The organism is Pseudomonas sp. OF001 (assembly GCF_904426495.1).
Taxonomy (GTDB): domain Bacteria; phylum Pseudomonadota; class Gammaproteobacteria; order Pseudomonadales; family Pseudomonadaceae; genus Geopseudomonas.
The window spans coordinates 40264-62946 of the sequence record NZ_CAJGBM010000056.1; the positions used below are offsets into that span (position 1 = coordinate 40264).

The 22683-nt window shown below is 70.1% G+C and carries 20 protein-coding genes; 14 read left to right on the forward strand and 6 right to left on the reverse strand.

Going from position 1 to position 22683, the window contains the following annotated elements; genetic code table 11:
- Window positions 1-88: 88 nt before the first annotated feature.
- Together RA210_RS18855 and ccoN are read right to left on the reverse strand one after the other, a co-directional pair.
- Window positions 89-256 (reverse strand): hypothetical protein, encoded by a 168-nt coding sequence (locus tag RA210_RS18855; RefSeq protein ID WP_168772482.1) that lies wholly within the window; start codon window positions 254-256, stop codon window positions 89-91.
- Window positions 257-267: 11 nt separating this feature from the next.
- A complete protein-coding gene (gene ccoN / locus RA210_RS18860; RefSeq protein WP_136489039.1) occupies window positions 268-1707 on the reverse strand; it encodes a cytochrome-c oxidase, cbb3-type subunit I in 1440 nt (479 codons plus the stop codon).
- A 206-nt stretch (window positions 1708-1913) separates the two neighbouring features.
- Between ccoN and RA210_RS18865 the strand changes: the two genes are divergently transcribed.
- The 10 genes from RA210_RS18865 to madM all read left to right on the forward strand — a co-directional run bounded on the left by RA210_RS18865 (window position 1914) and on the right by madM (window position 10273).
- Window positions 1914-2777 carry a LysR family transcriptional regulator gene (locus RA210_RS18865; protein WP_136489040.1) on the forward strand — a complete coding sequence of 288 codons (864 nt, stop codon included), beginning with the start codon at window positions 1914-1916 and terminating at the stop codon, window positions 2775-2777.
- 174 nt (window positions 2778-2951) lie between these two features.
- Window positions 2952-4613 (forward strand): malonate decarboxylase subunit alpha, encoded by a 1662-nt coding sequence (gene mdcA, locus RA210_RS18870; RefSeq protein WP_201487641.1) that lies wholly within the window; start codon window positions 2952-2954, stop codon window positions 4611-4613.
- A complete protein-coding gene (locus tag RA210_RS18875; RefSeq protein WP_201487642.1) occupies window positions 4613-5488 on the forward strand; it encodes a triphosphoribosyl-dephospho-CoA synthase in 876 nt (291 codons plus the stop codon). Before mdcA ends, RA210_RS18875 begins: the two co-directional genes overlap by 1 nt.
- Window positions 5489-5490: 2 nt before the next feature.
- Window positions 5491-5790, forward strand: a complete 300-nt coding sequence (locus RA210_RS18880) for a malonate decarboxylase subunit delta (protein WP_090347661.1) — start codon at window positions 5491-5493, stop codon at window positions 5788-5790.
- On the forward strand, window positions 5783-6634 hold the full coding sequence (locus RA210_RS18885; RefSeq protein ID WP_201487643.1) for a biotin-independent malonate decarboxylase subunit beta: 852 nt from the start codon (window positions 5783-5785) through the stop codon (window positions 6632-6634). The genes RA210_RS18880 and RA210_RS18885 overlap by 8 nt, the downstream gene beginning before the upstream one ends.
- Window positions 6631-7437: a biotin-independent malonate decarboxylase subunit gamma gene (mdcE, locus tag RA210_RS18890; RefSeq protein ID WP_201487644.1), complete on the forward strand. Its 807-nt coding sequence runs from the start codon at window positions 6631-6633 to the stop codon at window positions 7435-7437. The genes RA210_RS18885 and mdcE overlap by 4 nt, the downstream gene beginning before the upstream one ends.
- A 16-nt stretch (window positions 7438-7453) precedes the next feature.
- On the forward strand, window positions 7454-8080 hold the full coding sequence (locus RA210_RS18895) for a malonate decarboxylase holo-ACP synthase (protein ID WP_201487645.1): 627 nt from the start codon (window positions 7454-7456) through the stop codon (window positions 8078-8080).
- A complete protein-coding gene (gene mdcH, locus RA210_RS18900; protein ID WP_201487646.1) occupies window positions 8077-9012 on the forward strand; it encodes a malonate decarboxylase subunit epsilon in 936 nt (311 codons plus the stop codon). Before RA210_RS18895 ends, mdcH begins: the two co-directional genes overlap by 4 nt.
- A 56-nt stretch (window positions 9013-9068) precedes the next feature.
- A complete protein-coding gene (madL, locus tag RA210_RS18905) occupies window positions 9069-9500 on the forward strand; it encodes a malonate transporter subunit MadL (RefSeq protein WP_201487647.1) in 432 nt (143 codons plus the stop codon).
- Between the two features lie 8 nt (window positions 9501-9508).
- Window positions 9509-10273 (forward strand): malonate transporter subunit MadM, encoded by a 765-nt coding sequence (gene madM / locus RA210_RS18910; protein ID WP_201487708.1) that lies wholly within the window; start codon window positions 9509-9511, stop codon window positions 10271-10273.
- Window positions 10274-10353: 80 nt separating this feature from the next.
- Here the strand turns inward: madM and mapR are convergent, their stop codons facing one another.
- Together mapR and ccoG are read right to left on the reverse strand one after the other, a co-directional pair.
- On the reverse strand, window positions 10354-11763 hold the full coding sequence (mapR, locus tag RA210_RS18915; protein WP_201487709.1) for a GntR family transcriptional regulator MpaR: 1410 nt from the start codon (window positions 11761-11763) through the stop codon (window positions 10354-10356).
- A gap of 212 nt (window positions 11764-11975) precedes the next feature.
- Window positions 11976-13388 carry a cytochrome c oxidase accessory protein CcoG gene (ccoG, locus tag RA210_RS18920; protein WP_201487648.1) on the reverse strand — a complete coding sequence of 471 codons (1413 nt, stop codon included), beginning with the start codon at window positions 13386-13388 and terminating at the stop codon, window positions 11976-11978.
- Window positions 13389-13639: 251 nt separating this feature from the next.
- Between ccoG and RA210_RS18925 the strand changes: the two genes are divergently transcribed.
- From RA210_RS18925 to RA210_RS21940, 3 genes are read left to right on the forward strand one after another with little or no spacing between them, the layout of a single operon-like run.
- Window positions 13640-15310 carry a nitrite/sulfite reductase gene (locus tag RA210_RS18925; RefSeq protein WP_201487649.1) on the forward strand — a complete coding sequence of 557 codons (1671 nt, stop codon included), beginning with the start codon at window positions 13640-13642 and terminating at the stop codon, window positions 15308-15310.
- Window positions 15307-15837 (forward strand): DUF934 domain-containing protein, encoded by a 531-nt coding sequence (locus RA210_RS18930; RefSeq protein ID WP_136489045.1) that lies wholly within the window; start codon window positions 15307-15309, stop codon window positions 15835-15837. Before RA210_RS18925 ends, RA210_RS18930 begins: the two co-directional genes overlap by 4 nt.
- A 3-nt stretch (window positions 15838-15840) precedes the next feature.
- Window positions 15841-15990 (forward strand): hypothetical protein, encoded by a 150-nt coding sequence (locus tag RA210_RS21940; protein WP_236574811.1) that lies wholly within the window; start codon window positions 15841-15843, stop codon window positions 15988-15990.
- A gap of 154 nt (window positions 15991-16144) precedes the next feature.
- Here RA210_RS21940 and RA210_RS18940 read toward each other — a convergent pair whose 3' ends face one another.
- Both RA210_RS18940 and RA210_RS18945 read right to left on the reverse strand, forming a co-directional pair.
- Entirely contained in the window at window positions 16145-16339 is a 195-nt protein-coding gene (locus tag RA210_RS18940) for a hypothetical protein (protein WP_168772479.1), read from the reverse strand.
- Window positions 16340-16422: 83 nt separating this feature from the next.
- Window positions 16423-17340: a LysR family transcriptional regulator gene (locus RA210_RS18945; RefSeq protein WP_201487650.1), complete on the reverse strand. Its 918-nt coding sequence runs from the start codon at window positions 17338-17340 to the stop codon at window positions 16423-16425.
- A 260-nt stretch (window positions 17341-17600) separates the two neighbouring features.
- Here RA210_RS18945 and RA210_RS18950 point away from each other — a divergent pair, with 260 nt between their 5' ends.
- Window positions 17601-22478, forward strand: coding sequence for a DUF4011 domain-containing protein (locus RA210_RS18950; protein ID WP_201487651.1), 4878 nt, complete (start codon window positions 17601-17603; stop codon window positions 22476-22478).
- The last annotated feature ends 205 nt before the right edge of the window (window positions 22479-22683 follow it).

Here is a 22683-nt window from a genome sequence, read left to right on the forward strand (position 1 = left end):
CCCGCGCGCGGGTAGCGGCGGGCTCCAAGGCGTCCTCGTGGGACGGGGCGCCATCCATGGCATGGAACACCCGGTTGGCGGCTGGCCCTCAGGCGACCAGCCGGCGCGACTCGGCAGCGGCCAGGCGCCACATGGCCTGGGGATCGTCGGCGAAGGGCAGGTGCGCGGCAGCGTCCAGCTCCTCGGCGGAATGGCCCTTCAGGCTGCGGTACAGGCCGAACAGGCTCAGCAGGGTGAGGCAGGACAGGATCAGCATGGCGGTTCTCCTCAGTGCGCGACGGCGGCAGGGATACGCGGCGCCACCCGCTCGCCGCTGCGCACGGTGCACCAGGCGTTCCAGGCCATCAGCAGCATGCCGCTGGCGAAGATGCCGCCGCCGATCAGGCGCACCACGTAGCCGGCATGGCTGGCTTCCAGCGCCTCGACGAAGGAGTAGGTGAGGGTGCCGTCGGCGTTGACCGCGCGCCACATCAGGCCCTGGGAGATGCCGTTGACCCACATGGCGGCGATGTACAGCACGGTGCCGATGGTCGCCATCCAGAAGTGCGCGTTGATCAGCGCGATGCTGTGCATCCGCTCGCGGCCGTACAGGCGCGGGATCATGTGGTAGAGCGTGCCGATGCTGATCATCGCCACCCAGCCCAGCGCGCCGGCGTGCACGTGGCCGACGGTCCAGTCGGTGTAGTGGGACAGGGCGTTGACGGTCTTGATCGCCATCATCGGGCCCTCGAAGGTGGACATGCCGTAGAAGGCCAGCGACACCACCAGGAAGCGCAGGATCGGATCGGTGCGCAGCTTATGCCAGGCGCCGGAGAGGGTCATCATGCCGTTGATCATGCCGCCCCAGGACGGTGCCAGCAGGATCACCGACATCACCATGCCGAGGGTCTGCGCCCAGTCGGGCAGCGCGGTGTAGTGCAGGTGGTGCGGACCGGCCCAGATGTACAGGGAGATGATCGCCCAGAAGTGCACGATGGACAGGCGGTAGGAGTAGATCGGCCGCTCGGCCTGCTTGGGCACGAAGTAGTACATCATGCCGAGGAAGCCCACCGAGAGGATGAAGCCCACCACGCTGTGGCCGTACCACCACTGGATCATCGCGTCGGTGGCGCCCGAGTACAGCGGGTAGGACTTGAGCAGGCCCACCGGGATGACCGCGTGGTTCACGATGTGGACCATCGCCGTGACGATGATGAACGCGCCGTAGAACCAGTTGCCGACGTAGATGTGGCGCACCGTGCGCCGCGCGATGGTGCCGAAGAACAGCCAGGCGTAGGCGATCCAGACGATGGTCACCCACAGGGCGATGGGCCACTCCATCTCGGCGTATTCCTTGGAGGTGGTGAAGCCCAGCGGATAGCTGAACAGGATGGCCACCACCGCGGCCTGCCAGCCCCAGAACACGAAGCTGGCCACGCGATCGGAGATCAGCCGTACCCGGCTGGTGCGCTGCACCACGTAGAAGGACGTGGCGAACAGGGCGCCGCCGCCGAAGGCGAAGATCACCAGGTTGGTGTGGATCGGCCGTATGCGACCGAAGCTGGTCCAGGGCAGGCCGAGGTTCAGTTCGGGCCAGACCAGCTGGGCGGCGATGACGACGCCCATGGCCATGCCGAACACCCCCCAGAACAGGGTCGTCAGCGCGAACTGGCGGACCACCCTGTAGTTGTAGGTGGCTTCGGAGTCGGGAACGAATTCAGTTGTCATGGATGTTCCGGATGCACGCAGGTTTTTGGGTTTTTGCCCTGTAATCGGGCCTTGGCAAGGCCGCGATAGTCTGGCGCGCACGGAATAATTCAACAAACTAATAATTGTGAGCTATAAATGCATTATTTTTGATGGTTGGCCGGGTGCCATGCACCACCGCAAGGCCCCCGCCCACACTTGGCAGCCTCCACCGGAACGCGCAAAAAATGGACATCGAACTTGCCCGCACCTTCCTCGAAATCGTCCGCTGCGGCAGCTTCATCGCCGCCGCCGAGCGGCTGCATGTCACCCAGACGGCGATCACCGCGCGGGTGCAGAACCTGGAGGGGCAGCTCGACTGCAAGCTCTTCGTGCGCAACCGCTCCGGTGCCACGCTCACCGCCAACGGCACGGCGTTCGTCGCCTACGCCAACCAGCTGATCCAGACCTGGGAGGCCGCCCAGCGCGATCTGCCCCTGCCCGAGGGGTACCGCAAGCTGCTCCATGTGGGAGGCGAGGTCAGCCTGAGCAGCCCGCTGCTGCTGCAGTGGGTGCGGCGCCTGCGCGAGCGCTTCCCGCAGCACGCCATACGCGCCGAGACCGGCGCTCCCGCGCAACTGCTGGAGCAGCTCGAGGATGGCCGCCTGGATGCGGCGCTGGTCCACAGCCCCGTCTACTGGGCCGGCCTGCAGGTCGAGCCGCTGCTGGAGGAGCGCCTCGTCCTGGTGCGCTCGGTGAAGAACCCCGAACCCTACCTGTACATCGACTGGGGCGAGGATTTCCGCCGCGGGCACGACGCGGCCCTGCCCGAACATGCGCGGGCCGGGCTCAGTTTCAACCTCGGTCCGCTGGCCCTGCAGTACCTGCTGGAGCAGGGCGGCACCGGCTATTTCCGCACCCGGGTGGTGCAGGCCTACCTGGAGCGCGGCCTGCTGGAGCGGGTGCCCCGGGCTCCCGAGTTCAGCTACCCCGTGTATCTGGTCTACGTCCGCGAGCGCGACACCGCGGAGCTGCAGCAGGCCTTCGCGCTGTTGCGCGAGGTGTCCCGGCAGGAACGGGACTGGTCGCAGCGCTGGGATCCACTGATCTAGGGCCTTGCCCGCCCAGCGGCGAACGGAGTGCGGCTGGGCGTTATGGGGCTCTGCGCAGCCGGTCGTCAAAGTAATCGTTAACCTGAGCGTAACGATCGACCGCCGGGCTTGATTGAACGCCCCCGCTCCGAACCCTACCGTGACTCCACGACAGCGGAACCTCGTGGAGTAGCCATGACAACAACAATTTCCCCCCCGCCGCAGTGGTCGCGCCGGCGCAGCGAGAAGCAGCGCCGCCTCGCCCAGGTGCGCCAGCTGGCCGACGGCGTGGTCCTGCCGACCGACAGGATCGTCGCCGCGCTGGAAGCGCTGCTCGCCCCCGGCGACCGCGTGGTACTGGAAGGCAATAACCAGAAGCAGGCGGACTTCCTCTCGCGCTCGCTGGCCAAGGCCGATCCGGGCAAGCTGCACGACCTGCACATGATCATGCCCAGCGTCAGCCGCAGCGAGCATCTGGATCTGTTCGAGCGCGGCATCGCCCGCAAGCTGGACTTCTCCTTCGCCGGCCCGCAGAGCCTGCGCATCGGCCAGCTGATGGAGGACGGCCTGCTCGAAGTCGGCGCCATCCACACCTACATCGAGCTGTACTCGCGCCTGCTGGTCGACCTGATCCCCAACGTCGCCCTGGTGGCCGGCTTCATCGCCGACCGCGCGGGCAACATCTATACCGGACCGAGCACCGAGGACACCCCGGCGCTGGTCGAGGCGGCGGCGTTCAGCGACGGCATCGTCATCGTCCAGGTCAACCAGATCGTCGACGACGTGCGCGACCTGCCGCGGGTGGACATCCCGGCCAGCTGGGTCGACTTCGTGGTGCAGGCCGACCGGCCGTTCTACATCGAGCCGCTGTTCACCCGCGATCCGCGCCACATCAAGCCGGTGCACGTGCTGATGGCGATGATGGCGATCCGCGGCATCTACGAGAAGCACAAGGTGCAGTCGCTCAACCACGGCATCGGCTTCAACACCGCGGCCATCGAGCTGATCCTGCCGACCTACGGCGAGCGCCTCGGCCTCAAGGGCAAGATCTGCCGCAACTGGACGCTCAACCCGCACCCGACGCTGATCCCGGCCATCGAGACCGGCTGGGTGGAGAGCGTGCACTGCTTCGGCACCGAGCTGGGCATGGAGAACTATGTGGCGGCGCGCCCGGACGTGTTCTTCACCGGCCGCGACGGCTCGCTGCGCTCCAACCGCATGATGTGCCAGCTGGCCGGCCAGTACGCGGTCGACCTGTTCATCGGCGCGACCTTGCAGGTCGACGGCGACGGTCATTCGTCCACCGTCACCCGCGGCCGCCTGGCCGGCTTCGGCGGCGCGCCGAACATGGGCCACGACCCGCGCGGCCGCCGTCACGCCACCCCCGCCTGGCTGGACATGACCGAGCCGGTGACCCTGCTCGAGCGCGGCAGGAAGCTGGTGGTGCAGATGGTCGAGACCTACCAGGAGGGCGGCAAACCCACCTTCGTCGAGCAGCTCGACGCGGTGGAGGTGGCGCGCAAGGTCGGCATGCCGCTGGCGCCGGTGATGATCTACGGCGACGACGTCACCCACCTGCTCACCGAGGAGGGCATCGCCTACCTGTACAAGGCGCGCTCGCTGGAAGAGCGCCAGGCGATGATCGCCGCGGTGGCCGGGGTCACCAGCATCGGCCTGCGCCATGATCCGAAAGACACCGAGCGCATGCGCCGCGAAGGGCTGATCGCCCTGCCGGAGGATCTCGGCATCCGCCGCACCGACGCGACCCGCGAGCTGCTCGCCGCCAAGAGCATCGCCGAGCTGGTCGACTGGTCCGGCGGCCTGTACAACCCGCCCGCCAAGTTCAGGAGCTGGTGATGAACGCCCGGATTGCGGCACGCCCGCAACTCAGTCTGGCCGAGGCGCTCGCCGATCTGGCCGTCGAGGCGTTGATCGACGAGGTCGAGCTGTCGCCCAAGCCGGCGCTGGTCGACCGCCGCGGCAGCGGCGCCCACCACGATCTCAGCCTGGAGCTGATGCACGCCTCGGCCTGGTCGCTGTGGGCGACCTTCCACGACATGGCCGCCGCCGGCGAGAAAGCCGGGCAGGTCGATGTGGCCCTGCGCGAGACCCTCGGCCGCCTCGGTCGCGACGGCGAGGCGCAGATGCTGGAGGTCACCGGCGGGGTCAACACCCACCGCGGAGCGATCTGGGCGCTGGGCCTGCTGGTCACTGCCGCCGCCCAGGAAGCGCAGCCGAGTGCGGCAGGCGTGACCCTGCGCGCCGCACGGCTGGCGCGTCTGGAGGATCGCCATATCCCGCAGCGCGCGCCGAGCAACGGCGAGCGGGTGCGTCAGCGCTACGGCGTCGGCGGCGCGCGCGCCGAGGCGCAGGCCGGCTTCCCCGGCGCACTGCACCACGGCCTGCCGCAGCTCAAGCGCAGCCGCGCCGCCGGCGCCGGCGAGAGCCACGCCCGCCTGGACGCGCTGCTGGCGATCATGGCCCAGCTCGACGACACCTGCGTGCTGCACCGTGCCGGCAGCGCAGGGCTGGCCTGCATGCAGGACGGGGCCCGCGCGGTACTGGAATCTGGCGGCAGCGCCAGCCTGGCCGGCCGCCGCCGGCTCAGGGAATTGGACGTCTGTCTCTTGAGGTTGAATGCCTCGCCCGGCGGTGCAGCCGATCTGCTCGCCGCGACTTTATTCCTCGACCGCCTGGAGCCGCAGCTCCGGGCGCAGATTGGGAGCCTGTGAACATGGAAACCCTGTCCTTTGCCTTTCCCGCCGGCCTGCCGGCAAGCCGGCGCGCCCAGGTGGGCTGCGTCGGCTCGGGCGACCTGGAAGTGCTGCTCGAACCCGGCCAGGCCGGCACCCTGAGCATCCAGGTGGTCACCTCGGTGAACGGCAGCGCCGAGCGCTGGCGCCACCTGTTCGAGCGCATGTTCGCCGGTGGCAACCCGCCGGCCCTGAACGTCGATATCCACGATTTCGGCGCCACCCCCGGTGTGGTGCGGCTGCGTCTGGAGCAGGCGCTGGAGGAGGTGAGCGATGTCTGACCTGAATGCACTGCTGCACAGCCGCAGCTTCGTCGAACTCGGTGCCCGCCAGCGCGCCAGGGCCCTGCTCGATCAGGGCAGCATGCGCGAGCTGCTCGACCCCTTCGCCCGCGTCAAGTCGCCGTGGCTGGAGGCCCAGGGCATAGTCGCCCAGGCCGACGACGGCGTGGTGGTGGCCAAGGGCAGCCTCGGCGGCCGCCCGGCGGTGATCGCCGCCATCGAGGGCAACTTCCAGGGCGGCAGCCTCGGCGAGGTCGGCGGCGCCAAGCTGGCCGGCGCGCTGGAGCTGGCCGCCGAGGACAACCGCAACGGCATCCCCACCTGCGCCGTGCTGCTGCTGGAAACCGGTGGCGTGCGCCTGCAGGAAGCCAACCTGGGCCTGGCCGCCATCGCCGAGGTGCAGGCCGCCATCGTCGAGCTGCGCCAGTACCAGCCGGTGATCGGCGTGGTCGCCGGCCCGGTAGGCTGCTTCGGCGGCATGTCGATCGCCGCCGCGCTGTGCAGCCACCTGCTGGTCACCCGCGAGGCGCGCCTGGGCCTCAACGGCCCGCAGGTGATCGAGCAGGAAGCCGGCCTCGACGAGTACGACTCGCGCGACCGTCCGTTCATCTGGAGCCTCACCGGCGGCGAGCAGCGCTTCGCCTGCGGTCTGGTCGACGCCTACGTCGCCGACGAGGTGGACGCGATCCGCGAGCGCCTGCTGCAAACCCTCGCCCAGCCCGGCGATGCCCTGCCGCGCAGTCGCCAGTACGCCCGCTTCCTCGACCTGCTGGCACGCTTCGACGCCACGCCGCAGGCCGACGCCGCCTCCGTGCGCGCCCTCTACCAAGGAGACCAGGCATGAGCACCGTCCTTTCGCAACGCGGCCTGAACTGGCTGCGCGCCCTGACCGGCAATGCCGCCGAGCAGCCGGGCTACCCGGCCTCGGTCCGCGTGGTCGACGCCCGCCTCGGCGGCCAGCCGGCCCGCTACATCGCGGTGGTGCCGGATGCCGCCAACCGCTTCCCGCGCGCCCGCAGCGGCGAGGTCGGCCTGCTCGAAGGCTGGAGCCTCGGCCGTGCGCTGGACGAGGTGATCGCCGCCGACCGCGATGCCGCAGTGAAGCGCGCGGTGGTCGCCGTTGTCGACGTGCCCAGCCAGGCCTACGGCCGCCGCGAGGAAGCCCTCGGCATCCACCAGGCACTGGCCGGCGCGGTGGACGGCTACGCCCGCGCCCGCCTGGCCGGCCATCCGGTGATCGCCCTGCTGGTCGGCAAGGCCATGTCCGGCGCCTTCCTCGCCCACGGCTACCAGGCCAACCGCATCGTCGCCCTGCGCGATCCGGGGGTGATGGTCCACGCCATGGGCAAGGAATCCGCCGCGCGGGTCACCCTGCGCACGGTCGACGAGCTGGAAGCCTTCGCCGCCAAGGTGCCGCCGATGGCCTACGACCTCGACAGCTACGCCAGCCTCGGCCTGCTCTGGGAAAGCCTCTCGGTGGACGCCATCGAGACGCCGCAGGGCGACGACCTGGCGCGGGTGCAGGCCTGCCTGGAACAGGCCCAGGCCGACATCCGCGACAAGGGCTCGGATCTGCGCGGCCGCCTCGGCGCCGCCAACCGCGCCGCCTCGCAGCGCGTGCGCGAGCTGCTGCGCGCGCAGTGGTAACCGGGAGGAAACGCCCATGCCCGCCATCGACTTCCAGCCGCAAGCCCACGACCTGCTCTGGGGCATGCACCCCGCGCAGCTCGACGCCGGCGCGCCGGACTGGGCGCGCGAGGTGCTCGCCGCCGGCCTGCCGGTGGTGGTGCGCCGTGGCCCGGCGCCGCAGGGGCAGGTCGCGGTGGGCGTGCGCGGCCGCGGCCGCGAGCAGCGCTACGCCAGCTGGATGCCACTGGCGGCGATCCGCCGCCGCGTGACGCCGGAGCAGCTGACCGGCGGCGGGGCAGGGCAGGACGCCTGGCCGGCCCTGCGTGCGCTGGCCTGGCTGGCGCCGCAGCTGGACGCCCTGGATCTTGCTTGGGGCGTCACCGGAGGCGCCGGCTATCAGTTGGCCACCGGAGCGCCGGTGCTGCACGCCAACAGCGACCTCGACCTGCTGCTGCGCGCGCCGCAGCCGCTGGAGCGAACCGCTGCCGCCGAACTGCTGGCCCTGCTCGACCGCGCGCCGTGCCGGGTCGACCTGCAGCTGGAAACCCCGGTGGGCGCCATCGCCCTGCGCGAATGGGCAGGCCCGGCGCCGCAGGTGCTGCTCAAGACTCAGCAAGGCCCGTGTCTGGTGCGCGATCCCTGGCAGGAGGTGGCGGCATGAGCAGTCTGTTCGCCTTCCCCGGCCAGGGCGCCCAGCAGCCGGGCATGCTTCATCAACTGCCGGACTACCCCGAGGTGACCGCCTGTCTGCGCGAGGCCAGTGCGGTGCTGGACGAGGACGTGCTGGCGCTGGATAGTGAGAAAGCCCTGCGTTCCACCCGCGCCGTGCAGCTGTGCCTGCTGCTCGCCGGGGTGTCCTGCGCCCGCCTGCTGATGGCGCGCGGCGCGCGGCCCGACTACGTGGCCGGGCTGTCGATCGGCGCCTGGGCCGCGGCGGTGACCGCCGGGGCGCTGGCGTTCGGCGATGCGGTGCGCCTGGTCGCCCTGCGTGGCGAGCTGATGGAGCGCGCCTGGCCGAGCGGCTACGGAATGACCGCCATCCTCGGCCTGGAACGGGCCGTGGTGGAAGGCCTGCTGGCCGAGGTGAACGGCGCCGACAGCCCGGTGTACCTGGCCAACGTCAACGCCGCCAACCAGCTGGTGATCGCCGGCAGCGAGGCGGCCATGGCGGCGGTCGGCGAGCGGGCCCGGACCCTCGGCGCCGGCGCGGTCAAGCGCCTGGCGGTCAGCGTGCCGTCGCACTGCGCGCTGCTGGAAGCGCCGGCGGCGCAACTGGCCGCCGCCTTCGCTCAGGTGGAGCTGCGCTGCCCGACGCTGCGTTATCTCAGCAGCAGCTCGGCACGCCTGGTCATGGAGCCGAGCGCCCTGCGCGACGACCTGGCGTTCAACATGTGCCGCCTGGTCGACTGGCAGGGCGCCCTGCGCAACGCCTGGGAACGCGGCGTGCGCCTGCACATCGAACTGCCTCCGGGCACGGTCCTCAGCGGACTGGCCCGCCGGGTCATGAGACAGGGAACCGTGGCTGCCTTCCAGGGCGCCCGTCTCGACACCCTGATCGCGCTGCTGCGCGAGGAGGGCTGCGCCGACCGCTGACAGCCCCTTCGCGAAGTACAAGAACAACAACTTCGATCCACTAAAGGACAACAACAATGATCATCTACGGTGTAGCCCTGCTGTCCATCTGCACACTGGCCGGCCTGTTCGTCGGCGACCTGCTCGGCGTGCTCATGGGTGTGCCCTCCAACGTCGGCGGTGTCGGCATCGCCATGATCCTGCTGATCTTCGGCGGCGGCTGGCTCAGCAAGCGCGGCCTGCTCGCCGGCAAGACCGAACAGGGCATCGAGTTCTGGAGCGCCATCTACATTCCCATCGTGGTCGCCATGGCTGCCCAGCAGAACGTGCTCGGCGCGCTGTCCGGCGGTCCGGCGGCGATCCTCGCCGGCCTGGCGGCGGTCTCCATCAGCTTCGCCCTGGTGCCGGTGCTCGACCGCCTCGGCCGCAAGGACGAAGTGACCCCGGAGCCTGACGCCAAGCCCGCCGCCCCTGCCAGCAAACCCGCCACCTCCTGCGCCCAACGGTGATTGCCATGATCCTCGAATCCCTGACCAAGGTACTCAACGGCTACGGCATGATCAGCGGCTTCGCCGTGATCGGCGCGACCATGTGGCTGTCCTACTGGATGTCCGCCAGGCTGACCAAGGGCCGCCTGCACGGCTCGGCCATCGCCATCCTCATCGGCCTGGTGCTGTCCTATGTCGGCGGCCTGTACACCGGCGGGCAGAAAGGCCTGGTGGACATCCCGCTGCTGTCCGGCATCGGCATCCTCGGCGGCGCCATGCTGCGCGACTTCGCCATCATCGCCACCGGCTTCGGCGTCAATCCCGCCGAACTCAAGCGCGCCGGGGCCAGCGGGGTGCTGGCGCTGTTCGTCGGCATCTTCGCCTCCTTCGTCGCCGGCGCCGGCGTGGCCCTGGCCTTCGGCTACACCGACGCGGTCAGCCTCACCACCATCGGCACCGGCGCGGTGACCTACATCGTCGGCCCGGTGACCGGCGCGGCCATCGGCGCCAGCTCCGAGGTGATGGCGCTGTCGATCGCCGCCGGCCTGATCAAGGCCATCGTGGTGATGGTCGCCACCCCCTTCGTGGCGCCCTTCATCGGCCTGAACAACCCGCGCGCCGCGGTGATCTTCGGCGGCCTGATGGGCACCTCCAGCGGCGTGGCCGGCGGCCTGGCGGCCACCGATCCCAAGCTGGTGCCCTACGGCTGCCTGACCGCGGCCTTCTACACCGCCCTCGGCTGCCTGCTCGGTCCGTCGCTGATCTACTTCCTGATGCGTGGCCTGTTCGGCTGATCGGCAATGCCTTCGTCAGCGGCCCGCCTTGTGTGGGCCGTTGGCGTTGGGGCAGAAGGCGCCCCAGCTGTTCGACCGGATCAGAACGAGGCGATGATGCGCCCGAGCACTTCCATGGCGCGCTCGCTCTGCGCGTCCCACGGATGGCCGTAGTTGAGCCGCGCGCAGTTGCCGAAGCGCCGGGTGGCTGAGAAGATCGGTCCCGGCGCCAGGCTGATGCCCTGGGCCAGGGCCAGCTGGAACAGCTTGAGCGAGTCGACCTGCTCGGGGAATTCGAACCACAGGAAATAGCCGCCGCTCGGCCGGGTCACCCGCGTGCTGGCCGGGAAGTGCCGCGCCGCCGAGGCCAGCATCGACGCCTGCTGGCTCTCCAGCGCATGGCGCAGGCGGCGCAGGTGGCGGTCGTAGCCGCCGTGCTGCAGGTAGTCGGCGATGGCCGCCTGCGCCGGCACCGACGGCGAAATGGTGGTCATCAGCTTGAGCCTGCGGATCTGCTCGGCCCAGCGCCCGCCTGCCACCCAGCCGACCCGGTAGCCCGGCGCCAGGCACTTGGAGAACGAGCCGCAGTGCATCACCAGGCCCTCGCGGTCGAAGCTCTTCACCGGCTTGGGCGGCTGGCTGCCGAAGTACAGCTCGGCGTAGACGTCGTCCTCGATCAGCGGCACCTGATGGCGCTGCAGCAGCTCGTACAGCGCACGCTTGCGGTCCTCGGCCATGCTCGCGCCGAGCGGGTTCTGCAGGCTGCTCATGAACCAGCAGGCCTTGATCGGCAACTGCCGGAGGCTGTCCTCCAGGCTGGCCAGGTCGATGCCCTCGCGCGGGTGCACGGGGATCTCCACCGCCTTGAGTTCCAGGCGCTCGAGTACCTGCAGGGTGGCGTAGAACGCCGGCGCCTCGATGGCCACCAGGTCGCCGGGGCGGGTCACGCACTGCAGGCACAGGTTGAGCGCCTCCATGGCGCCGGTGCTGATCACCAGCTCCTCCAGTGGCAGCATCACCCCGCTGACCATGTAGCGCAGGGCGATCTGCCGGCGCAGGTCGGCGTTGCCCTCGGTCATGTCGGCGATCACCCCGCGCGGCGACAGCTCGCGCACCGCGTGGCTCATTGAGCGTGCCAGGCGGGCGAGGGGGAACAGGTCGGGGCTGGGGAAGGCCGAGCCGAACGGCACGGTGTTCGGGTCCTTCAGTGAGCCGAGCACCGAGAACACCAGTTCGCTGACGTCGACCACGCTGGTCTGCGCCTCGCGGGCGCTGATGCCGGGCTCCGGCAGCGGGCGCTGGGCCAGCTCGCGGACGAAGTAGCCCGAGCGTGCCCGGGCCACGATCAGCCCGCGACTCTCCAGCAGGTAGTAGGCCTGGAACACCGTCGACGGGCTGACCCCGTAGGTGCTGCTGGCATGCCGCACCGAGGGCACCCGTTGCCCGGGAGCGAGGATGCCGGAGCGGATCAGCTCGGCGATCTCGTCGGCAAACTTCTCGTAGCGTTTCATCTTGTCCGGGCTCAGCGGCCTGCGGATGGGCGTGAGGTAGTCTAACTGCTTGCCGCTGCTCATGGCTTGGCTCCCAAGGCCATCGCACCAATCTTGTAGGGTGCGCTGCGCGCACCGCTCTCATCTGCACACCTGAGGGACCCGGCAGCGTGCCGTGCCTGGTGCGCGCGGCGCACCCTACCTGCCCGGGCCCCTGCAGGCATGCTTGGCAATCAGCGATGGCGCGGCGACACGAAGGTGCTGTTGGCGACGACGCGTACCGCGGGATCGTCCAGATCCGCCACCGCGAAGCGCAGTGGCGTGGTGCTCGCCTCGGCGCGCCCTTCGGTCAGCGCCACGCTCAGCGCGACGTCGACTATCTCCCCGGGCGCCAGCTGCAGCTCCTCGGCGCCCTGCAGCACGAAGGCCCCGGGCTCGACCAGCGAGATCGCATAGCGGTGCGCCTGCTGGGTCTTGTTGATCACCTTGAGGCGGTAGATGTTCTCGATCTGCCCGGCGCTGTTCTCGCGGTACAGGCCGCGGTCCTTGGTCACGTCCAGAGACACCAGCGGCCGTGCGTCGAGGGCCCAGCCGAAGGCGCCGAACATCAGCAGCAGCGCGGCGGCGTAGCCGACCAGGCGCGGGCGCAGCCAGCGGGTCTTGCCGCCGGCCAGCTCGCGCTCGGAGCCGTAGCGCACCAGGCCGCGCGCGTAGCCCATCTTGTCCATGATGCTGTCGCAGGCGTCGACGCAGGCGCCGCAGCCGATGCATTCCAGCTGCAGGCCATCGCGGATGTCGATGCCGGTCGGGCAGACCTGCACGCACAGGGTGCAGTCGATGCAGTCGCCGAGGCCGAGGGCCCTGGGATCGGCTTCCTTCTTGCGCGCGCCACGGCTTTCGCCGCGCGCGGCATCGTAGGAGACCACCAGGGTGTCGGCGTCGAACATCACGCTCTGGAAGCGCGAGTAGGGGCACATGTCGCGGCACACCTTCTCGCGCAGCCAGCCGGCGTTGAGGTAGGTGGCGGCGGCGAAGCAGAACACCCAGAAGGCGGCGGTGGCATCGAGCTGCAGGGTGAACAGGTCGTGCACCAGCGCGCGGATCGGCGTGAAGTAGCCGACGAAGGCCAGCGCGGTGACCAGGCTGACCGCCAGCCACAGGCCGTGCTTGGCGCCGCGGCGCGCGAGCTTGCCGACCGACCAGGGCGCTGCGTCGAGCTTGACGCGCTGCTGGCGGTCGCCTTCGGTGACCTTCTCCGCCCACATGAAGATCCAGGTCCACACGCTCTGCGGGCAGGCGTAGCCGCACCACACCCGCCCGGCGGCCACGGTGATGGCGAACAAGCCGAAGGCGCAGATGATCAGCAGCGCCGAGAGCAGGATGAAATCCTGCGGCCAGAAGGTGGCGCCGAAGATGTAGAACTTGCGCCCGGCCAGATCCCAGAGCACCGCCTGGCGCCCGTTCCAGTTCAGCCAGGCGGTGCCGAAGAACAGCAGGAACAGCGCGCCAGCGCCGGCCAGGCGCAGGTTGCGGTACAGGCCGGTGAAGCTGCGGGTGTGGATCGGACCGCCGGCCTGGGCGGGTGTCAGGCGCGTGGCGCGCGGCTCGACCGTCTCGACGATCCGGGCGGGAATGCGTTCGCTCATGGGATGGCTCCAAAGGGCCTGCAAAAGATGGGGCCATGATCGGAGATCGACTGCCGGGGAAACAGGCTCAGATCCATCGATAAAAAGCGGATCAGATGAGCAAGTGCGACCGGCAACAGCTGCCGCGTAGGTGGACTGATACGGTTTTTTCAGCGGGATCTGACGCTGTTTTTGCGCGCTCCCGCTGGGCATAGTCGCCGCCCTGAGTGCCCGTTGCCGCGACGGCGCGGGCCGGCCGGACGAGGTAGCCCATGTACCAATACGACGAATATGACCGCGCCCTGGTGCTCGAGCGCGTCGCGCAGTTCCGCGACCAGATCGCCCGGCGCCTGAGCGGCGAGCTGAGCGAGGAGGAGTTCCTGCCGCTGCGCCTGCAGAACGGCCTGTATCTGCAGAAGCACGCCTACATGCTGCGCGTGGCCATCCCCTACGGCACGCTGTCGGCGGATCAGCTGCGCACCCTGGCGCACATCGCCCGTCACTTTGATCGCGGCTACGGCCACTTCACCACCCGGCAGAACATCCAGTTCAACTGGATCGAGCTGGAGCAGGTCGGCGACATCCTCGAGCGCCTGGCCGAGGTGGAGATGCACGCCATCCAGACCTCCGGCAACTGCGTGCGCAACATCACCACCGAGGCCTTCGCCGGGGTCGCCGCCGACGAGCTGCTCGACCCGCGGCCGCTGGCCGAGATCCTCCGCCAGTGGTCGACGGTCAACCCGGAATTCCTCTACCTGCCGCGCAAGTTCAAGATCGCCATCTGCTCGGCCGAGCAGGACCGCGCGGCGATCATGATGCACGACATCGGCCTATACCTTTACCGCGACCAGGCCGGCGAGCTGCTGCTGCGGGTGATGGTCGGTGGCGGCCTCGGGCGCACGCCGATCCTCGCCCAGCAGGTGCGCGAGGCGCTGCCCTGGCGCCACCTGCTGTCCTACGTCGAGGCCATCCTGCGGGTGTTCAACCGCCATGGCCGGCGCGACAACAAGTACAAGGCGCGCATCAAGATCCTGGTCAAGGCGCTCGGCGTCGAGGCCTTCGCCCGCGAGGTGGAGGAGGAGTGGCAGCACATCAAGGACGGCCCGGCCGAGCTGACCGCGGCCGAGTACCGCCGCGTCGCCGCCCATTTCGCGCCGCCGGCCTATGCCGTATTGGACGATGCCGACCTCGGCTACGGCAGCGCGCTGGCCAGCGATGCCGCGTTCGCCCGCTGGGCCGAACACAACCTGCAGCCGCACAAGGTGGCGGGCTACGCCGCGGTGGTGCTGTCCACCAAGCCCGGGCCGGCCATGCCGCCGGGCGACGTCACTGCCGAGCAGATGGAGGGTGTCGCCGAGCTGGCCGAGCATTACGGCTTCGGCGAGATCCGCATCGCCCACGAGCAGAACCTGGTGCTGCCCGACGTGCGCAAGGCCGACCTGTATGCCGTCTGGCAGCGCGCCAGCGAGCTGGGCCTGGCCACGCCCAACATCGGCCTGCTCACCGACATCATTGCCTGCCCGGGCGGCGACTACTGCTCGCTGGCCAACGCCAAGTCGATCCCCATCGCCCAGGCCATCCAGGAGCGTTTCGCCGACCTCGACCATCTGCACGATCTGGGCGAGCTGAGCCTGAACATCTCCGGCTGCATGAACGCCTGCGCCCACCACCACATCGGCAACATCGGCATCCTCGGCGTCGACAAGAACGGCAGCGAGTGGTACCAGGTCACCATCGGTGGCGCCCAGGGCAAGGCCAGCGCACTGGGCAAGGTGATCGGCCCGGCGTTCGGCGCCGAGCAGATTCCCGAGGTCATCGAGCGGCTGGTCGACACCTTCGTTGCCTACCGCGAGGGCGACGAGCCCTTCGTCGACACCGTGCAGCGCATCGGCCTGGAGCCGTTCAAGGAGCGGGTCTACCGCCAGCAGGAGGCTTCGGCATGAACAACCTGATCAAGCTGGGCGCAGAGGGCGCGCGCCTGGTCGCCGACGATCCGTGGAGCTGGGTGCGCGAGCCGCTCGAACCGCTGCCGGACGGCCCGCTGCTGCTGCCGCTGGCGCTGTGGAGGGAGCGGCAGAGCGCGGACGTGCTGGCCGGGCGCGCCGATACCCACGACGGTATCTGGCTGGCACCCGACGACGAGCCGGAGGAGCTGGCGCCCTGGCTGGCCGGTCTGCCGCTGATCGCCCTGGAATTCCCCAGCTTCCGCGACGGCCGCGCCTACAGCCAGGCCTACCTGCTGCGTACCCGCCTTGGCTGGCAGGGCGAGCTGCGCGCGGTGGGCGACGTGCTGCGCGACCAGCTCAGCCACATGCGCCAGTGCGGCTTCGACGCCTTCGCGGTGCGTGAGGACAAGTCGGCCGCCGACGCGCTCAAGGGCCTGAGCGGCATCAGCGTGCTGTACGGCCGCTCGGTGCTCGAACCGCGCCCGCTGTTCCGCCGGCGCAGTGGCGCAGACGCGGAGGAGTAGGGCATGAGCGTGCATGGCCTGCTGCTGCGCTGGGGGCGGGGCGGCGAGCAGGGGCTGGATTTCTCCGGGATGGCCGCCAACATCCGGGACAACCCGCTCAGCTACGGGTTGGCCTTTGCCGGTGCCATCTCTGGGCGGCCTATTGCACGGTGACCGCGCGGATTGCCGGCGGCAAGAATGGCATCACCCTGTTCTTCATGCTGACGGCGCTGGTGCTGTGGGGCAAATACCTGCTCACCGGCGGGGTGCCATGGACTTCAGCTCCCAGTCGACGATCTACCTGGCGCCCGCCGCGACAGGACCGGGTTCAGATGCCGAACCTGAGGGTGGTGATGGCGAGGGCTCCGACCAGCAGCCAGCCGAGTCCGGAGGTGACGGCGAGGGCCATGCCGCCCAGCCAGATGCCCAGGGCGATCTCCCAGGCCAGGCGCCGCTCGCGGCGCGGCGCCGGGGCACGGCGTGGATAGTCGTCGTAGTCGTCTTCGTCTCGGAGTGCGCGCATGCTTGCTTCACCGCAGGGTGGTTCGATTTCGGGCGCGGACGGTAGTCAATTTCCGCTTCGCCTGCAATCGGTGCCTGGCGTATTCAGCCCGCGTGCCGCTTGGCATACATCCGGCACTCGGCCAGCAGCGCCAGCAGGTTGGGGTCGCGCTCGCGGCTCTTGAGGAACACCACGCCGATCTGCTGCTGCAGGCGGTAGCGCGCCTGCAGGGGAATCAGCCGCACGCGGTTCTCGTACACCGCAGCGATGCGCCCGGGCAGCAGGGCGTAGCCGACCCCGGAGCTGACCATGCTGAGCAGGGTGAAGATGTCGTTGACCTGCATCGCCACCCTGGGCGCGAAACCGGCCTGCTGGAACACCCGCTGGGCGTCCTGGTGGGTGGCGAAGCCCTGGGTCAGGGTGATGAAGGTGGCCTCGCTGAGGTCGGCCAGGTCCACCTCGGCCTGGTGGGCGAACGGCGAGTCGGTGGGCACGGCGAGGAAGATATCGTCGCGAAACAGCGGCAGCGACTCGCAGTCCGGGTCGGCCACGCTGTCGTTGAGCGACACCAGGATGGCGTCCAGTTCGAGGTTCTTCAGCCTGTACAGCAGGTCGACGTTGGAGCCGAGGATCAGGTCGATGTTCAGCTCGCTGCGCCGCAGCTTGAGGCCCATGATCAGCTGCGGCACCGTCTTCACCGTCAGCGAGTAGAGCGCACCGAGCTTGAAGCGCTCGGCGGAGAAGCCGGCCGCCTCGCGGGTCAGGCGCACGGTGTCGAGCATGTCGGCGACCAGCTTCTGCGCGCGGTCCTCCAGCACGTGGGCGCTCTCCAGCGGGGTGAGCTTGCGTCCCTCGCGCTTGAACAGCGGGCAGCGCAGGGCGCTCTCCAGCGAATGGATGGCGCGGTGCACGCTGACCGTGCTGGTGTCCAGCTCGGCGGCAGCGCGCGACAGGTTGCCGCTGCGCATGAAGGCCAGGAAGATTTCCAGCTTCTTGAAGGTCAGTTCTTCGTCGATCTGCATGGTCGATTCCGGCGGCGGCGGTGCCCTCGATTGTGCCGCAATCCGGGCGAGCCTGCCCGCCCATCGCCTTTCCTGCAATTTCTTCTCAACAGTGCGGTCCAACTGCCTGACTTTGCTGGAAAAAACCTTTACCTGCACGGCAGCCGCGGATACTGTTCGCCCGTACAGGTGCCTGGCGCCTTTCCCCCATGAACACTGCTGCCGGCGCCGTTGCGCCGGCACCGGGCCGTCGTAGCGCGGCCCGCCGCTGGAGACCCCGGATGTCCGAACACGCCCTTGCCCCGGAGCAGAGCCGCAGCGCGGAGAACGAGCCGTCCGGGGCGACGGACATCGCCGGCTCCGAACGTCACCCGTGGCCCGGCTATCGCGAAGCCCCCGAGCGCCTGGCGGCCTTCTGCCTGCCCGGCCAGGGCGTGTTGGACAAGCTGCTGGCGCTGGCCGGCGAACTGCTCAGGCGCAACGGCCACGACGCCAGCCTGCACGGCTACGCGGCCGCCGATGCCGCGCGCCTCGGCCTGCAGACGGCGGCGCTGTGGAACGTGCTGCTCAGCCTGCGCCTCGACGGCCTGGCGCTGCCCGCGCCGCTCGGCGAGGCGCAGCGCCTGCGCAGCCCGGCGCAGATCGTCCAGGGCCGCAGCGCCAGCGTCCTCGACACGGCATTGCTGTGCGCCGCGCTGCTCGAACGCCTCGGCCTGCATCCGCTGATCGTGCTGGAGGACCAGCATGCCTACGCCGGCCTGTGGCTGAACGGCGAGGGCGGCTTCCCGCGCATCTGCACCAGCGACGTGCTGGCCCTGCGCAAGCGCGTGCAACTGAAGGAAGTGCTGCTGTTCGACACGGGCCTGCTCGGCCAGGGCGTGCCGTTCAAGGAGGCGATCCGCGCCGCCCAGCAGCGCCTGAATGACGACGAGCGCTTCGTGCTGGTGCTCGATCTCGTCCAGGCGCGCACCGCGCAGATCCGCCCGCTGGATGCGCCCGCCATGCCGGCCGCCGACCCGCGCGTGCTGGAAGCGCCGGAGCTGGCCGTGCCGGCTGCGGCGGACGACGAGCTGCCCGCCGGTCCGGGCGGGCGCCTGGCGCAGTGGCAGCGCCGCCTGCTCGACCTGTCCCTGCGCAATCCGCTGCTCAACCTGCGCGACAGCAAGGTCGCCATCCCGCTGCTGTCGCCCGATCCGGCGGCGCTGGAGGACCTGCTGGCCGACGGCAGGAGCTTCGCCGTCGATCCGCTGCCCAGGCGTCCCGCCAGCGCTGAAGGCCCCGCGACGCCCGAGGAGGCCGCCGGCCAGGCGCAGGCGGCGCTCGCCGCGCTGGCCAAGGGCCGCCTGTTCGCACCGCTGGAGGCCGACAAGCTCGATGCCACCCTGGTCGAGCTGTACCGCAAGGCGCGCACCGACCTGGAGGAGGGCGGCGCCAACACCCTGTTCCTCGCCATCGGCATGCTGCGCTGGCGGCGTCCCGGCGAGCCGGAGCGCAGCTACCGCGCGCCGCTGATCCTGGTGCCGGTGAGCCTGACCCGCAAGTCGATCAACGCCGGCATCCGCCTGAGCCTCGGCGACGACGAGCCGCGCTTCAACACCACCCTCCTGGAGATGCTGCGCCAGGACTTCGCTCTCGACATCCAGGGCTTCGACGCCCTGCTGCCCACCGACGAGCGCGGCCTGGACATCGCCGGCATCCTCACCCGCCTGCGCCGCGAGGTGCTCGAGCTGGACGGCTTCGAGGTGGTCGACGAGGTGCTGCTGAGCACCTTCTCCTTCGCCAAGTACCTGATGTGGAAGGATCTGGTCGACCGCGTCGAGCAGCTCAAGGACAACCCGGTGGTGCGCCATCTGCTCGACACCCCGCGCGAGCCGTTCGCGCAGAGCGGCGAGTTCGTCGAGCCGCGCGAGCTGGACCGCCGGCTGAGCCCCGAGCAGCTGTTCACTCCGCTGTCCGCCGATTCCTCGCAGCTCGCCGCGGTGGTGGCCGCCGCCGAGGGGCGCAACTTCGTGATGATCGGCCCGCCGGGCACCGGCAAGTCGCAGACCATCGCCAACATGATCGCCCACAACCTGGCGCTCGGCCGCAGCGTGCTGTTCGTCGCCGAGAAGGCCGCGGCGCTGGAAGTGGTCTACCGCCGCCTGCGCGAGCACGGCCTCGGCGAGTTCTGCCTGGAGCTGCACTCCAACAAGGCGCGCAAGCAGGACGTGATCCGCCAGCTCGGCGCGGCCTGGCAGGCCGGGGCCGAGCTGGGGCCGGGCGAGTGGGAGCGCGAGACCCAGCGCCTGCGCCTGCTGCGCGACGAGCTCAACCAACTGGTCAAGGCCCTGCACGAGCCCCGCCGCAACGGCCTGAGCGTCCGCCAGGCGCTGGCCACCGTGGTGGCCGGCGCGCAGGTTCCGGAGGTGCGCCTGCGCTGGGCCAGCGCCGACCAGCACGACGCCGCTGCGCGCGAGCAGCTGCTGGCGGTGGCCGAGCGCATCGATCTCAACGCTGCCGAACTGGGCGACCTCGCCGGCCATCCGCTGGCCTTCGTGCAGATGGAGGAGTGGAGCCTGGCCTGGCAGCAAGCGCTGCTGCAGCAGGCCGAGACCCTGGCGGCGCGCGCGCGCACCCTGCAGGGTGCGCTCATCGAGCTGAGTCAGCGCCTCGGCCTGATCCGCCCGCTCAATGGCCGCGGCCAGCTCGCCGCCCTGGAGCAGCTGCTCGACCTGCTGCCGCAGACCATCGGCAAGGAGCTGGGCTTCGCCTTCCAGGCCGACGTGCTGGAGCGCCTCGATGCGCTCAACCGGGCGGTCGGCCTGCTCGAGCGCTTCGCCAGGGCCGAGGACGAGCTGTCGGTGCCCTGGCCGCGCGAGCGCCTGCTGGCCCTCGATCTCGCTGCCATGGAGCGGCGCTGGCGCGAGGCCAGCGAGTGCTGGTGGCCGCTGAAGATCCTCAAGCTGCGCCAGTTCCACGCCTGGCTGCACGAACAGGCCGGCGTCGGCGAGGCCGCGCGGATCGACGCCGATCTGCCGGCGCTGTGCGAGTTGCAGGTGGTCAATGGCGAGCTGCAGCCGCTGCTCGCCCGCCTCGACGGCCTGCCCGGCTGGCGCGGCCTGGACTCCGATGCGCAGCAGCTGCGTGCGCTGGCCGACACCGCCTGGCGCCTGCGCCAGCTGCTCGCCGCGCTGGCCACCGATCCCGAGCAGCTCGCCGCGCTGCGCAGCGGCCTGCGTCTGCTGGTGGTCGACGCCAACGAACTGCTCGCCGCCGATGCCCCGGTCGGCCGCCTGTGCGGCCGCTACCTGCAGCTGCAGGGCGACTTCGCCGAGGCGCTGGAGGAGTTCGCCGGCCTGGCCGGGCGCAGCGTCGACGAGCTGTACAGTCCCGGCCTCGCCGGCCTGGAAAGCCTGCTGGAACTGACCGCCCGCCTGCAGGCCGGCCACGGCCGCCTGCACGCCTGGTGCGCCTGGCTGCGCGTGCGCGGCGAGGCGCTGGCGCTCGGCCTGCTGCCGCTGGTCGAGGCCCTCGAGCAGGGCCGCGTGCCGGCCGGCCAGGCGCAGCGCGCTCTGGAGGTCAACTACGCGCGCTGGTGGCTGGTGCAGAAGATCGATGCCACCCCGGCGCTGCGCAACTTCGTATCAGTCGAGCACGAGCGCAAGATCGCCAGCTTCCGCGCCCTCGACGACCGCGTGCGGGAGATCACCGCGCAGTGCATCCGCATGCGCATCCGCCAGGGCCTGGTCGACCGCGAGGACGCGCAGAAGTCCAGCGAGTTCGGCATCGTCCGCCGCGAGCTGGAGAAAAAGACCCGCCACAAGCCGCTGCGCCAGCTGCTCGCCGAGGCGCCCAGTGCCATCGGCGCGCTGACCCCGTGCCTGCTGATGTCGCCGCAGTCCATCGCCCAGTACCTGCCGGCCGGCCAGGCCTTCGACCTGGTGATCTTCGACGAGGCCTCGCAGATCACCGTGTGGGACGCCATCGGCGCCATCGCCCGCGGCCGCCAGACCGTGGTGGTCGGCGATCCCAAGCAGCTGCCGCCGACCAGCTTCTTCGCCGCGGCGCAGGCCGGCGAGGAGGAGGGCAGCGACGACGAGGATCTGGAGAGCATCCTCGACGAACTGCTCGGCGCCAACCTGCCGACCGTGGGCCTGTCCTGGCACTACCGCTCGCGGCACGAGAGCCTGATCGCCTTCTCCAACCACCGCTACTACAAGGGCGGGCTGATCACCTTCCCGTCGCCGGCCACCGAGGACCGCGCGGTCAACCTGCAGTACGTCGCCGGCAGCTACGACCGCGGCGGCAGCCAGACCAACCGCGCCGAGGCCGACGCCGTGGTCGCCGAGATCGAGCAACGGCTGGAGAACGTCGAGCCGGGCAAGCTGACCCTCGGCGTGGTCACCTTCAACCAGAAGCAGCAGACCCTGATCCTCGACCTGCTGGACGCCGCGCGGCGGCGCAACCCGGCGCTGGATCGCCACTTCGACGAGGCGCTGATCGAGCCGGTGTTCGTCAAGAACCTCGAATCGGTGCAGGGCGACGAGCGCGACCTGATCCTGTTCAGCACCACCTTCGGCCCGGACAGCCTCGGCCTGGTCAGCATGAACTTCGGCCCGCTGAACAAGAGCGGCGGCGAGCGCCGCCTCAACGTGGCGATCACCCGTGCGCGCAGCGAACTCAAGGTGTTCACCAGTCTGCGCCCGGAGCAGATCGACCTGTCGCGCAGCGCCGCCGAGGGAGTGAAGGATCTGCGGCACTTCCTCGAATTCGCCGAGCGCGGCGCGCGCGCGCTGGACGAGGCGGTGCACGGCTCGGTGGGCGGCTTCGACTCGCCGTTCGAGGAAGCGGTGGCGCGCGCCCTGGCCGAGAAGGGCTGGGTGCTGCACCCGCAGGTCGGCGTGTCACGTTTTCGCATCGATCTGGGCGTGGTCGACCCCGACGTGCCGGGGCGCTATCTGGCCGGCATCGAGTGCGACGGCGCCACCTACCACCGCTCGGCCACCGCCCGCGACCGCGACAAGATCCGCGAGAGCGTGCTGCGCGGCCTCGGCTGGGAGATCCTGCGGCTGTGGTCCACCGACTACTGGCTCGACCCCGCCGGCAGCCTCGACAAGCTCGACCAGCAGCTGCGCAGGCTGCTGGAGCGGCAGCGGGCGAGCGTCAAGGCGTCGGTGTAACGGCGTAGGGTGGGCAACTCGCGCAGCGATTGCCCACCGTTGGCCACGCTGGTGGACAAGGCTGCTCCGTTGTCCACCCTACGCTGCTCGACACCTGCGTAGGGTGGAAAACTCGCGTAGCGATTTTCCACCTTGAGCGGCTCCGCCGGTAGGAAATGCCGGTGGCTGTTTCCCACCCTGCCTTCTGGTGCGCACGGCGCACCCT